This window comes from Streptomyces bungoensis (assembly GCF_001514215.1).
GTDB classification, from domain to species: Bacteria; Actinomycetota; Actinomycetes; order Streptomycetales; family Streptomycetaceae; genus Streptomyces; species Streptomyces bungoensis.
On sequence record NZ_KQ948851.1, the window covers coordinates 119,193 to 132,043 of the forward strand.

The window sequence follows — 12,851 nt, forward strand, 5'->3', positions numbered from 1 at the left end:
GCCCGACGTCCACGCCGTCAAGGAGCGGGACGTCCCGCCCGCCGGGAAGCGACGCCCGCGGTCGTCAGGTGCGCTGCCAGCTGTGCGGGGCGTGGAAGGGGTGCGGACGCCAGGACGCGGTGCCGGGGGAGCCGAGTTCGGTGCCGGGACCGGCCTGGGCGCTGCGGCTGAACAGCAGCACCGCGAGGGCGGCCAGTTCCTCGGCGGTGGCCTCCCCCTTCTCGACGCGGATCGGCGCCGTGGGGGAGGCGGCGGGGGCCGGGGCGGGGGATGCGGACATGGGGACCTCCGTCACTGAGGGGGGTTGCCGTGCTTGCGCGCGGGGCGCTCGGCGTGCTTCGTGCGCAGCATCGCCAGCGCGCCGATGAGGACGCCGCGGGTGTCGGCCGGGTCGATGACGTCGTCCACGAGGCCGCGCTCGGCCGCGTAGTACGGGTGCATCAGCTCGGCCTTGTACTCCTTGACCAGCTCCGCGCGGCGCGCCTCGGGGTCGTCGGCCTCGGCGATCTGGCGGCGGAAGATGACGTTCGCGGCGCCTTCCGCGCCCATCACCGCGATCTCGTTGGTGGGCCAGGCGTAGGTGAGGTCGGCGCCGATCGACTGGGAGTCCATGACGATGTAGGCGCCGCCGTAGGCCTTGCGCAGGATCAGGGAGATGCGCGGCACGGTCGCGTCGCAGTAGGCGTACAGCAGCTTCGCGCCGTGCCGGATGATGCCGCCGTGCTCCTGGCCCACGCCCGGCAGGAAGCCGGGCACGTCGAGCAGGGTGACGATCGGGATGCTGAACGCGTCGCACATCTGCACGAAGCGGGCCGCCTTCTCGGACGCCTCGATGTCCAGCACGCCGGCCAGGGTCTGCGGCTGGTTGGCGACGATCCCGACGACCTGCCCGTCCAGCCGGGCCAGCGCGCAGATGATGTTGCGGGCCCAGCGCTGGTGCACCTCCAGGTACTCGCCGTCGTCGACGATCTCCTCGATGACCCGGGCCATGTCGTACGGCCGGTTGCCGTCGGCCGGCACCAGGTCGGCCAGCGTCTCGCAGCGGCGGTCCGCCGGGTCGTCGCAGGGCACCGCGGGCGGGGTCTCGCGGTTGTTGCGGGGCAGCAGGGAGAGCAGGTAGCGCACCTCCTCCAGGCAGGTCTCCTCGTCGTCGTAGGCGAAGTGGCAGACGCCGGAGGTCTCCGCGTGCACGTCGGCGCCGCCGAGCCCGTTCTGGGTGATCTCCTCGCCCGTGACGGCCTTGACCACGTCCGGGCCGGTGATGAACATCTGCGAGGTCTCGCGGACCATGAACACGAAGTCGGTGAGCGCGGGGCTGTAGGCGGCGCCCCCGGCACACGGGCCGAGCATCACGGAGATCTGCGGGATGACCCCGGACGCCGCCGTGTTGCGCCGGAAGATCCCGCCGTAGCCCGCCAGCGCGGTGACGCCCTCCTGGATGCGGGCGCCGGCCCCGTCGTTCAGCGAGACCAGGGGCGCGCCCGCCGCGAGGGCCATGTCCATGATCTTGTGGATCTTCGCCGCGTGGGCCTCGCCGAGTGCGCCGCCGAAGATCCGGAAGTCGTGGGCGTAGACGAAGACCGTGCGGCCCTCCACCGTGCCCCAGCCGGTGACGACGCCGTCGGTGTACGGCTTCCTGGCCTCCAGCCCGAACCCGGTGGCCCGGTGCCGGCGCAGCGGTTCGACCTCGTGGAACGACCCCTCGTCCAGCAGCAGGGCGATCCGTTCCCGCACGGTGAGCTTGCCCTTGGCCTTCTGGGCGGCGGTCGCCTTCTCACCGGGGCCGGCGAGCACGCGCTCGCGGATGCCCGCCAGTTCCTCGACCTGGGACCTCATGTCTCCCCCTGCTGGTGCGAAGTGATGGGACGTCAGGTGGGCCGCCGGTGCGGGCCGCGCACCGAGGGCCGCGGCCCGTCGAGCGTGACGGGGCGGGCTGACCGGGGACTGACGGACCGCTTACGCCCGCCGGGGCGGCCGCCGCTCAGGCCGGTTGCAGCATCCGGTCGCCGGTCAGCGAGGGATCGTGGGCCAGGATCGCGTTCTCGACCCGGCGCAGCGCGGGGGAGGGCTGGATGCCGAGCTCCTCGTCCAGGTGGCGGCGCATCCGGTGGAACACGTCGAGGGCGTCGGCCTGTCTGCCCGAGCAGTACAGGGCGATCATCAGCTGCTCGCAGAACCGTTCCCGCAGCGGGTGTCCGGCGTGCGCCTCGGTCAGCTCGGCGAGCACCGCGGCGTGCCGGCCGAGCCGCAGCTCGGCCTCGAAGCGCAGCTCCATGGCCCGCATCCGGTACTCCTCGAAGCGGGCCGCCGCCAGCTGGCACAGGGTCCCGCCGGTGAACCCGCCGAACACCGGCCCCCGCCACATCCCGAGCGCGTCGCCGAGCAGCCGGGCGGTGCCGGCCGCGTCGGCCGGCGTGGCGGACTCGGCCAGCCGCACCGCCCGGATGAACTCGGCCGCGTCCAGCTCGCCCTCCGCGAGGGTGAGCCGGTAGCCGGAGGGGTGCATGGTCACCCGGGAGGCCGGCCGGTCCGGCTCCAGCTCCCGGAGCCTGCGGCGCAGCCGGCTGACATGGGCCTGGAGGGCGTTGGCCCGGTGGTCGGGCACGGCGTCCCCCCACATCTCCTCGGCCAGGCTCTCCCCGGACACCGGCTGGCCCTCGCTGACGAGCAGGGTCTGCACCAGCACGCGCTGCAGGTCGCCGAAGACGTCCGCCGGGCCGGCGGAGGTGTGTATCTGCAGTGCGCCGAGAACGGAGAACCTCAGCATGTATTCCCCCTCGTGAATTCCACAATTCCTGGCGAAAGTGCTTGTTCCTGGGATCTCACTGCGGCAAGGGCACGGTGACCGAACGACCGCGCCCCGGCGGGCGTCGCATTCCTGGACGGCCCGCCGGGGCGGTTTATACCGCCGGGACGGGGGGCGGCCGGCGGTACCTGGGGAATCCGGTCCCGAGCCGACTGCGGCACAGGACCGGGTGGTCGGTGAATTCATCGTCGAATTCATGGCGGAGAGGGCAGGGTTTGAACCTGCGTGGGCTGCGTGGGCCCGACCTGAAGGCATGCTCCAAGGTCCCCGATAGGCCGCTCCGGGCACCTCTCCTCGCTCCCGGCCCGGTTTTCCGTGCCGTTCACGGGAACCACAGTGGCAGGGCCCGCTGACGGAATGCTGACACGCTTCTGACGCAGGCAACGAATTTCCTGCGGCCCTTTTCCGGAACGCTCTGACGGTGCTGTACTCCCTTCGACGGAATACGCTCCCGAAAGGGGTACGCACATGACCGCGACCACCACCGAGGCCACTACCGGAACCACCACCGACACCGCCGTGCACCAAGCGGTTCTCGACGCCGTACGCACCCACACCGCAAGCGAGAATCCGAGTTCGTTCCTGGCGCTCAACAGCGGAAACAGCGTCTTCACCGTGCCGGGCGCGGACGGCGTCGTCGTCTACCGCCGCACCGGCCGCTGGGCCGTCCAGTTCGGCGGTCCCTTCGCCGCCGAGCGGGACTACGGCACCCTCCTCGACGCCTTCCGCCGCCACGTCCGCGACGAGGGTCTCGGCCTGGTCGGCGTCCAGCTCCAGCGCGCCGACGCCGAACGGTACGCCGGCCTCGGCTTCACCGTGAACCAGGTCGGCGCCTCCTGGGCGGTGAGCCTCGCCGACTTCACCCTGCGCGGCACCAAGTTCATGCAGCTGCGCAACAAGATCTCCCGCGCCCACCGCAACGGCCTGCAGATCCGCGAGGTCGACGCGGCCGACGTGCAGGGCGACATCGCCGCCATCGACCGGGCCTGGCTCGGCTCCAAGGGCGGCGCCCAGCAACTGGAGTTCCTCGTCGGCCAGATCGGCGGCGAGGCCCAGGCGCACCGCCGGCTCTTCGTCGGCACCATCGACGGCGCCCCCGTCGCCTACATCTCGTACTCGCCGGTCTACGGCAGCCGGGCCGGCTGGATGCACGACCTCAGCCGGCGCATCCCGGAGGGCTCCCCGGGCCTGATGGAGGCCATCAACGCGCACGCCATCGAGGTGTTCCGCGCCGAGGGCGTCGCCTGGCTGCACTTCGGGTTCACACCCTTCACCGGCCTGGACGCGGCCCACGAACTCGACGGGCACAGCCCCGCGTTCCAGTGGCTGATGCACGCCCTGTGGGCCGAGGGCGCTGCCCTGTACCCGGCGCAGACGCAGCTGTCGTACAAGCAGAAGTGGGCCCCCGACGTGCTGATCCCCGAGTACGTCGCCGTCGACGGGCCGCAGGCCTCGCTGCCCGGCTTCGCGCACGTCTTCCGCGCCTGCAACGCCTTCTGACCACCCCGCCACGACACGAGGAGACCGGCATGACCCAGTCCACCGAGGAACTCCAGCACGCCATGGTCGAGCAGCTGATGGCCGTCATCGGGGCCCCCGACGACGAGACGGTCGCCGAGGCCGCCGACGCGGTCGTCCGCGACCTGGACGAACGGCTGCGCGCCGGAGCGGCCGCCTGAGGGCGGGCCGCCCGATCAGGACGGCATCAGTGCCACATCAGCGCTCCACGGAACGCTGGACACACGTTCGCCCGGCGGCCCGGGCCCGGGAGCACCGCACTGTGCCCCCGACGCCCGTCCGCCGGGCGGACCCGCCCGCGACGCACGCGGGAGCTGAAGTCGACTCGCGGCGCCCGCAGGTCCGCGGGGCAGCGGCGCCGCCGCCCGAACCGGGCACTTCTCCCAAGGAGAGCAACGCATGCAGCGTCCGCACACACCACCGGCCGGTGCCCTGACCGCCGACGCCGGAACGCGCACCGGTGCCTCGGCGACCTTCGCCGAACTGCTCAAGCGGGTCAAGGCCGAGGGCCTGCTCGACCTCGACCCCCGGTACTACGTGGGCAAACTCGCCCTCAACACCGCCCTGCTGCTGATCGGTTTCGCCGCCTTCTTCGAGCTCGGCGACTCCTGGTGGCAGCTGCTGACCGCCCTGTGGATGGGGCTGTGCGGCGGCCAGTCGGCGTTCATGTGGCACGACGCCGGCCACAAGGCGATGTTCCGCAGCAAGAAGGCCGCCTCCGCGGTCGGCTACATCCACGCCAACCTGGTCAACGGGGTCAGCTACGGCTGGTGGGTCAACCACCACAACCGGCACCACAGCAACCCCAACCACCTGGACATGGACCCGGACATCGGCCGGCGCACCGCCATCTTCGACATCAAGCAGTACCCGAGCCGCAAGGGCACCCAGAAGCTCGTCGTGCGCTACCAGAGCGTGCTGTTCTTCGTGCTGCTCGTCCTCGAGGGCTTCAAGATGCTGAAGACGGCCGTCCGCTCCATCGTCCGGGGCGACACCAAGCGGCCCGTCCTGGAGACCTCCCTCATCCTCCTGCGCACGGCCGTCTACCTCGGTCTCGTCTTCACCGTCCTGTCCCCGGCCCTGGCGGTCGCCTTCATCCTCGTCCAGCACGCCGCCCTCGGCGTCTACTTCGGGATGATCTTCGCCCCCAACCACAAGGGCATGCAGATCCGCGACGGCGAGGAGGAGACCCTGGACTGGCTGGAGCGCCAGGTCCTCACCTCCCGCAACATCCGCCCCAATCGGCTGGTCGACTTCCTCTACGGCGGCCTCAACTACCAGGTCGAGCACCACCTGTTCCCGGCCATGCCGCAGAAGAGCCTGCCGCGCGCCCGCGAACTGACCATGCAGTACTGCGCCGAGCGCGGGGTGCCGTACCACGAGGTCGGGTTCTGGGCCTCCTACCGCGAGGTCGCCTCCTTCCTGCACGAGGTCAGCGCGCCGGTGCGGCGCGGTGACGTGGAGGAGCAGATCCGGCGCCGGGCCGCCGAGGCCGCCTGAGCCACACCGAGTTCCGCCCGCCCCAAGGAGCACACCCCATGTCCCAGACCACCGCGGCGGCGGGCGGAGTCACCGCCGCCGCCCCGATCGGCGCCCGCCTGGACCGCCTGCCGATCACCCCGCTGCACCGCAGGCTCACCGCGGTCGTCGGCGTCGGCCTGTTCTTCGACACCTTCGAGAACAACCTGTCCGGCACCCTCGGCAAGGTCCTGCAGAGCGGCTTCGGCTTCGGCGCCACCTCGCTCAAGCTGGTCCTGGCCTCGGTGTTCGTCGGCCAGTTCATCGGCTCGCTCACGCTCGGCCGGATCGCCGACCGGTTCGGCCGGCGCCGCGCCTTCCTCATCAACCTCGCCCTCTACTCGGTCTTCTCCCTGCTCGGCGCCTTCTCCCCGAACGCCGCCTGGCTGATCGCCACCCGGTTCCTCGCCGGTGTCGGCATCGGCGCCGAACAGGCCCTCTCCGACTGCTACCTGGCCGACGTGCTGCCCGCCGGCAAGCGCGGCCGGTTCATCGCCTGGGCCTACACGCTCGCCTTCTGCGGCGTCCCCGCCGTCGGCTTCGCCGCGCTGTGGCTGGTCCCGCTGACCCCGCTGGGCGTGGCGGGCTGGCGCTGGCTGTTCGTGCTCGGCGCGCTCGGCTCGGCCGTGGTGTGGGTCCTGCGGCGGCAGCTCATCGAGTCCCCGCGCTGGCTCGCGGCGACCGGCCGCACGGCCGAGGCCGAGCGGCTGGTCGCCCGGATGGAGGCCGAGGCGGCGGACCGCGGGCTGCCCCTGCGCCCCCCGGCCCGGGCCCCGCACCCGGTCGCCGGGACCTCCCGCCTGCGCGACGTCCTCGCGCCCGGCATGATCCGCCGCACCCTGGTGCTCTGGCTGTTCTGCGCGCTGTCCGTCGTCGGCTACTACGGCTTCGGCACCCTCGCCCCGCAGATCGTCGCCGCCAAGGGCTACGGCATCGTCGCCGGGCTCGGCTTCACCGCGCTGTCCTTCCTCGGCTACCCGGTCGGCTCGGCGCTCGCCCTGCCCGTCGTGGACCGGCTCGAGCGCCGGACGCTGATCGCCCTGTCCGCCTCCGCGATGGTCGTGGCCGGGCTCGGCTTCGCCTACGCGGACTCCGCCGCGCTCATCGTCGTCTGCGGCTTCGCCTACACCCTGTTCAGCAACGTCTTCTCCAGCGTCAGCCACGTCTACCTGTCCGAGCAGTACCCCACCGCGATCCGGGCCACCGCCTCCGGCGCCGCCTACTCGCTGTCCAAACTCAGCGCCGCCGCGCTGCCGTTCGTCCTGCTGCCGGTCCTGGACGCACACGGCGCGGGCGCCCTGTTCGCCGTCATCGCCGCCGCCATGGCCGTCCTCGCCGTCACCGTGCTGACCCTGGGCGAGCGCACCACCGGCGTCCCGGTCGAGTGACACCCCCAACCTTCCCGAGGAGTTGAGCATGGCCTACGTCATCGGACTGCCCTGCGTCGACGTCAAGGACCGCTCCTGCGTCGAGGAGTGCCCCGTGGACTGCATCTACGAGGGCCGCCGCGCCCTGTACATCCACCCCGAGGAATGCGTGGACTGCGGCGCCTGCGAACCGGTGTGCCCCGTCGACGCCATCTACTTCGAGGACGACCTGCCCGCCGAGTGGGGCGACGACCACGCGGCGTCCAACGCCGCCTTCTTCGCGGAGCTCGGCTCGCCCGGCGGCGGCAGCGCCCTCGGCCCCCAGGACCACGACTCGCCGCTGGTCAGCACGCTGCCGAAGGGGGTGACCGTAGCGTGAGCGGCATCCTCGCCGGCAAGCGGATCCTGGTGACCGGGGTCGTCACGGACGCCTCCATCGCCTTCCACGCGGCCCGGATCGCCCAGGAGGAGGGCGCCGAGGTCGTCCTCACCGGCTTCGGCCGGCTCTCCCTGATCGAGCGGTTCGCGGACAAGCTCCCCAGGCCCGCCCCGGTGATCGAGCTCGACGTCACCGACCAGGGCCACCTGGACACCCTCGCCGAGCGGATCGGCGCGCACACCGACTCCCTCGACGGCGTGGTGCACTCCATCGCCTACGGCCCCCAGGGCGCCTTCTCCTTCCTCGACGGCACCTGGGACGACGTGTCGACCGCCGTGCACGTCTCGGCGTACTCCCTGAAGTCCCTCACCACGGCCTGCCTGCCGCTGCTGGAGCGGCGCGGCGGCTCGGTCGTCGGGCTCACCTTCGACGCGGCCGTCGCCTGGCCGCACTACGACTGGATGGGCGTCGCCAAGGCGGCGCTGGAGTCCACCAGCCGCTACCTCGCCCGCGACCTCGGCCCCCGCGGCGTCCGCTGCAACCTGGTCGCGGCCGGGCCGCTGCGCTCCATGGCCGCGAAGTCGATCCCCGGCTTCGCCGACCTGGCCGACGTCTGGACGACCCACCGGGCCCCGGCCGGCTGGGACCTCACCGACCCGGACCCGGCCGCCCGGGCGGTCGTCGCCCTGCTGTCGGACTTCTTCCCGCGCACCACGGGCGAGATCGTCCACGTCGACGGCGGGGTCCACATGATGGGTGCCTGAACCTCCCGAACGTCCCGAAGGGGCGGGAGCCGAGGACCGGTCCTCGGCTCCCGCCCCTTCGTCGTGCGGTCACTCGGTGGCGCCGCCGGGCAGGATCCGCCGGAACCCGGTGTACGGCACCAGCGCCTCGGGCAGCACCACGGACCCGTCGTCGCGCACGCCCTGCTCCAGCAGCGCTGCCACCGTGCGCCCGATCGGCAGCGCCGAGCCGTTCAGGGTGGCCGCCGGCGCCTTGCGGCCGTCGGCGCCCCTGACCCGGATGTCGGCGCGCCGGGCCTGGAAGGTGCCGCAGTCGGACACCGAGGAGATCTCCCGGTAGGCGCCGCCGCCCGGCAGCCAGACCTCGATGTCGTACGTCATCCGCGCCGAGAAGCCCATGTCGCCCGCGGGCAGCAGCACGGTGCGGAAGGACAGTTCGAGCCGCCGCAGGCACTCCTCGGCGTGCCCCACCATCAGCTCCAGCTGCTCCTGGGCCTGCTCCGCCGCGCAGACGCGCACCAGCTCCACCTTCTCGAACTGGTGCAGCCTGAGCACGCCCCGGGTGTCCCGGCCGTACGCCCCCGCCTCCGCGCGGAAGCACGGGGTGCGCGCGGTGAAGGCGTACGGCAGGCTCCGCGCGTCCAGGAGCCGCCCGGCCACCAGGTTGGTCAGCGGCACCTCGGCGGTCGGGATCAGGAACAGCTCCCGGTCGCCGACCTGGGTGCGGAACAGGTCCTCCTCGAACTTGGGCAGCTGCCCGGTGCCGGTCATGGTGTCCCGGCTGACGAGGAAGGGCACCGACTGCTCGGTGTAGCCGTGCTCTTGGGTGTGCAGGTCGAGGAAGAAGTCGCCGAGGGCCCGCTCCAGCCGCGCCCCGGCGCCCCGGGCCACGCTGAATCGGGCGCCGGAGAGCCGGGCCGCGGCGGGGGAGTCGAGGATGCCGAGCGCCTCACCGATCTCGGCGTGGTGCCGTGCGCCGTCGGCCGGGCGCGGGGCGGGGCCGCCCCGCCGCACCTCCACCGCCTCCTTCTCCGAGTCGCCGTCCGGTACGGCGTCCAGCGGCAGGTTGGGGATGGACAGCAGCAGTTCGGTCAGGTCACCGGCGGCCGTGCGGGCGGCGGACTCCGCCCGCTGCACCTCGGCGCGCAGGGCCCGGGCTGCCTCCTTCTCCTCCTCGGTCGGCGGGCCGGAACGGCGGGCCTTGGCGGTGCGGTTCAGCTCGGTGCGCAGCCGGGTCACCTCGCTCTGGGCGGCCGAGCGGGCGCGCAGGGCGCCGCCCAGGGCGTCCAGGTCCAGGTCGTGGCGGCGGCGGGCGAGGCGCCGTACGGCGTCGTCGCCGGCCTCGAGCAGCTCAGTGGGATCGTGCATGACGGTCTCCTGACGGGGCGGGGGAGGACTCGGGGGCGGGGGCTACGGTGTGCCGGGTGCCGAGCAGGCGGTAGCGCAGGGGGTGCGCGGAGCGCAGCCGGGCCGCGTACGCCAGGCCGCCGAGCGCGACCAGCGGCAGCAGCCAGGGCAGGGCGGCGATCACCTTCGACGGCGAGCCGGTGAGCATGTCGAAGTTGCCCACCACCAGCCAGACGGAGGCGGCGAGACCGGCGAAGCCCAGCAGCGGCGCCACGGTCTCCCGCCACCAGTGCCCGCGCCCGGCGCGCAGCCGCAGCCCGAGCACCGACAGCGCGGCCAGCGCCTGCAGGGCGACGATGCCCAGGGTGCCGAGACCCAGCATGCTGGTGGTCAGGTCGGCGTACGGATCGAGCCCGGCCGCGGCGAAGGCGGCCACGACCACCGCGGTCAGCGCGCTCTGCGCGAGGCTCGCCCGGTGCGGGGAGCCGTGCCGCGGGTGCTCGGCGGCCAGGCCGCCCGGCAGCAGGCCGTCGGCGGCGAGCACCTGGGCGTACCGGTTGGCGGCGCTGTGCAGGGCCAGCGTCGCCGCGAACAGGCTCGTGCACAGCAGGATCTGCAGCCCGGTGCTGCCGGCCTTGCCGAGGAGGTCGTCACCGAGGACGAAGAACAGGTCGCCCATCTGCTTGGCCGCCACCTCCCGCACCCGTCCGCTGCCGACGGCGCCGACCGCCAGCCAGCTGGTGAGCGCGTAGAACCCGGCGATCAGCACGACGGCCGCGTACGTGGCCCGGGGCACACTGCGCCGCGGGTCGCGCGCCTCCGCGCCGTACAGGGCGGCCGACTCGAACCCGATGAAGGACACGAACGCGAACATCAGCGAGACGCCGACGCCGTGCCCGGTGGCGACGTGCGGGGAGAACGACGCCGCGGGCAGGGCGTGCAGCCCGTGCCGGACGAGGATCGCGACGTCCAGGGCGGCCAGCACCCCGATCTCACCGAGCATCAGCAGCGCCAGCACCCGCGCGCTGAGCGCGATCTCCCGGTACCCGAGCACGGCCGTCAGCACCAGCCCGACGGCCGCACACCACTCCCAGGACACCGTCAGGCCGTGGGCGGCCAGGACGAGCTGGGTGAAGTAGCCGAGCGCGCCCGCCAGACCGATGGTCGCGCAGTTGTACGACAGCAGCGCCACGTATCCGGCCGCCACCGCGGGCGGCCTGCCGAGCCCGTCGGCCACGGACGCGTAGAACCCGCCCGAGCCGCCGGTGCGGCGGGCGCTGACCGCGTATCCGACCGAGAAGCACAGCAGCGTGACCCCGGCGAACAGGAAGGCCGCCGGCACCCCCGCCCCGTCGCCGAAGGCGAACGCGAGCGGCACGGTGCCGACCATGGCCGAGAGCGGAGCGGCCGCGGCGACGATGAGGAAGAGGATGTGCCCGGTACCGAGCCGGCCGGCCCGGGGCGGGGAACCACTGGTGGACATGGGGAACTCCAGAGAAGGGGAGAGGGACGAAAACGGGGGACAGCCGCCCGCGGGCGAACCAGCGGACGGCTGTCGGAAGACGGGCCCCGTGAGCAGGCGGCGCAGCCGCCGCGAAAGGGGCGCGGGGCTGCACTCGACGTGCGGCTCCGCCGCGCGGGCGCGACAAGCCACGGACGAACCCGCAGCCGCCGAACGACAGGCGCCCGGCAGACGCTCAGGCAGGGGCGATCGCGAGCGCCGTGTTCTGCCCACCGAACCCCAGCGAATTGCTCAACGCCAGGTCGATCGGCATCTCCACCGGTGTCTGCGCCAACTTCACCTCGATCCGGGGATCGGGCATGACGAGGTTGGCAACCGGTGGAACCACCTCGTGCTCGACGCTCAGCAGGGTGAAGGCCGCCTCCACCGCGCCGGCGGCGCCGAGCAGGTGCCCGGTGACGCCCTTCGTCGACGTGACCACCGGATCCCCGCGCAGCGTGCGCCGGATCATCCGCGCCTCGGACAGATCGTTGAGCGGCGTGGACGTCCCGTGCGCGTTCACGTGCTGCACGTCGTCGGGATCCGCCCCCGCGTCCGCGAGCGCGGCCCGGACCGCCGCCTCGATGCCCGCGCCGTCGGGATGCGGTGACGTCATGTGGTGCGCGTCGGCCGTGGCGCCGTAGCCGATGATCCTGCCGTGGACGTGCGCGCCCCGGGCCCGGGCGTCCGCGACCCGTTCCATCACGAGGATCCCGGCGCCCTCCCCGGCCACGAACCCGTCCCGGTCGGCGTCGAACGGGCGGGACGCGGTCGCGGGGTCGTCGTGCCGTTTCGACAGCGCGCCCATCTGGGCGAACCCGGCCATGACCAGCGGGGTGATCATGGCCTCGCTGCCGCCCGCGAGGACGATGTCGCAGCGGCCGAGGGCGAGCAGGTCCCGGGCCGTGCCGATGGCGGTCGCGCCCGAGGCGCAGGCGGTCGCCACCACCAGGTTGGGCCCGGTCGCCCCGAACTCGATGGCCGTCTGCCCGGCCAGCATGTTCGGCAGCTGCATCGGCAGCAGCAGCGGCGACACCCGGTCGGCGCCCTGCTCGCGCAGCACGTGGTGCTGTTCCTCGACCGTGCCCGGACCGCCGTCCGCGCAGCCGAGCACCACGCCCACCCGCGCGCCGTCCCAGGTCTGCGGGTCGAGGCCGGCGTCGGCCACCGCCTCGTGCGCGGCGACCAGCGCGAACTGCACGAAGCGGTCCAGCCGGTGTGCGCGCCGCGCACTGAGCAGGGTCTCGGGGTCGAAGCCGGGCACCCGGCAGGAGATCTGTACAGGGTTGTCCGCCAGCACCGGATCGAGGGCGGCGGCCGGCCTGCCGTCGCAGACCGCCGCCCAGCTCGGCCCGACCCCGATCCCGCCCGGGGTGACCAGGCCGAGCCCGGTGACGGCGATGTCCATGCCGGCCATCAGACCTTCGCGCTCCGCTCCTCCATCAGCCGGACCATGTCGGCCACGGTCTCGGCCTCCAGGAGGTCGTCGTCGCTGATGTCCAGGTCCAGCTCGGACTTCAGCAGCAGCGACAGCTCCACCACGGCCAGCGAGTCCAGCTCGATGTCCTCCCGGGTGGCCTCCGGAGTGATCGACTCGGGCGACACCTTGAGCTTGTTGGACAGGATTTCCTTGAGCTGCTCCAGCATGGCGGTTCCTTTCGAAAGGTGTGTT

General features: G+C 72.9%; 13 protein-coding genes and 1 pseudogene. 6 read left to right on the forward strand and 8 right to left on the reverse strand.

Going from position 1 to position 12,851, the window contains the following annotated elements; all coding sequences use genetic code 11:
- Positions 1-64 precede the first annotated feature (64 nt).
- The 4 genes and pseudogenes from AQJ66_RS00425 to AQJ66_RS38720 form a co-directional block, all read right to left on the reverse strand.
- Positions 65-280: an acyl-CoA carboxylase epsilon subunit gene (locus tag AQJ66_RS00425; RefSeq protein WP_061914628.1), complete on the reverse strand. Its 216-nt coding sequence runs from the start codon at positions 278-280 to the stop codon at positions 65-67.
- An 11-nt stretch (positions 281-291) separates the two neighbouring features.
- Positions 292-1,836 (reverse strand): acyl-CoA carboxylase subunit beta, encoded by a 1,545-nt coding sequence (locus AQJ66_RS00430; protein ID WP_061914631.1) that lies wholly within the window; start codon positions 1,834-1,836, stop codon positions 292-294.
- A gap of 145 nt (positions 1,837-1,981) precedes the next feature.
- Positions 1,982-2,767, reverse strand: coding sequence for an AfsR/SARP family transcriptional regulator (locus AQJ66_RS00435; protein WP_061914634.1), 786 nt, complete (start codon positions 2,765-2,767; stop codon positions 1,982-1,984).
- A 236-nt stretch (positions 2,768-3,003) separates the two neighbouring features.
- Positions 3,004-3,100, reverse strand: a pseudogene (locus AQJ66_RS38720).
- A 174-nt stretch (positions 3,101-3,274) separates the two neighbouring features.
- Here AQJ66_RS38720 and AQJ66_RS00440 point away from each other — a divergent pair.
- The 6 genes from AQJ66_RS00440 to fabI all read left to right on the forward strand — a co-directional run bounded on the left by AQJ66_RS00440 (position 3,275) and on the right by fabI (position 8,352).
- Positions 3,275-4,306, forward strand: coding sequence for a DUF2156 domain-containing protein (locus AQJ66_RS00440; RefSeq protein WP_061914637.1), 1,032 nt, complete (start codon positions 3,275-3,277; stop codon positions 4,304-4,306).
- A 29-nt stretch (positions 4,307-4,335) separates the two neighbouring features.
- Positions 4,336-4,485, forward strand: coding sequence for a hypothetical protein (locus tag AQJ66_RS39230; RefSeq protein ID WP_167359135.1), 150 nt, complete (start codon positions 4,336-4,338; stop codon positions 4,483-4,485).
- A 238-nt stretch (positions 4,486-4,723) separates the two neighbouring features.
- Complete coding sequence (locus AQJ66_RS00445; protein ID WP_061914640.1) at positions 4,724-5,824, forward strand: fatty acid desaturase family protein; 1,101 nt, start codon at positions 4,724-4,726, stop codon at positions 5,822-5,824.
- A gap of 38 nt (positions 5,825-5,862) precedes the next feature.
- Positions 5,863-7,230, forward strand: coding sequence for an MFS transporter (locus AQJ66_RS00450; RefSeq protein WP_061914643.1), 1,368 nt, complete (start codon positions 5,863-5,865; stop codon positions 7,228-7,230).
- A 28-nt stretch (positions 7,231-7,258) separates the two neighbouring features.
- Positions 7,259-7,588 carry a ferredoxin gene (gene fdxA, locus AQJ66_RS00455; protein ID WP_061914646.1) on the forward strand — a complete coding sequence of 110 codons (330 nt, stop codon included), beginning with the start codon at positions 7,259-7,261 and terminating at the stop codon, positions 7,586-7,588.
- Complete coding sequence (fabI, locus tag AQJ66_RS00460; protein WP_061914649.1) at positions 7,585-8,352, forward strand: enoyl-ACP reductase FabI; 768 nt, start codon at positions 7,585-7,587, stop codon at positions 8,350-8,352. The genes fdxA and fabI overlap by 4 nt, the downstream gene beginning before the upstream one ends.
- A 69-nt stretch (positions 8,353-8,421) precedes the next feature.
- Here fabI and serS read toward each other — a convergent pair whose 3' ends face one another.
- From serS to AQJ66_RS00480, 4 genes are all read right to left on the reverse strand, one after another.
- Positions 8,422-9,699 (reverse strand): serine--tRNA ligase, encoded by a 1,278-nt coding sequence (serS, locus tag AQJ66_RS00465; protein ID WP_061914652.1) that lies wholly within the window; start codon positions 9,697-9,699, stop codon positions 8,422-8,424.
- On the reverse strand, positions 9,683-11,161 hold the full coding sequence (locus tag AQJ66_RS00470; protein ID WP_061914655.1) for an APC family permease: 1,479 nt from the start codon (positions 11,159-11,161) through the stop codon (positions 9,683-9,685). Before AQJ66_RS00470 ends, serS begins: the two co-directional genes overlap by 17 nt.
- 214 nt (positions 11,162-11,375) lie before the next feature.
- On the reverse strand, positions 11,376-12,596 hold the full coding sequence (locus tag AQJ66_RS00475; protein WP_061914658.1) for a beta-ketoacyl-[acyl-carrier-protein] synthase family protein: 1,221 nt from the start codon (positions 12,594-12,596) through the stop codon (positions 11,376-11,378).
- A complete protein-coding gene (locus AQJ66_RS00480; RefSeq protein WP_061914661.1) occupies positions 12,596-12,826 on the reverse strand; it encodes a phosphopantetheine-binding protein in 231 nt (76 codons plus the stop codon). The genes AQJ66_RS00475 and AQJ66_RS00480 overlap by 1 nt, the downstream gene beginning before the upstream one ends.
- Positions 12,827-12,851: the final 25 nt, after the last annotated feature.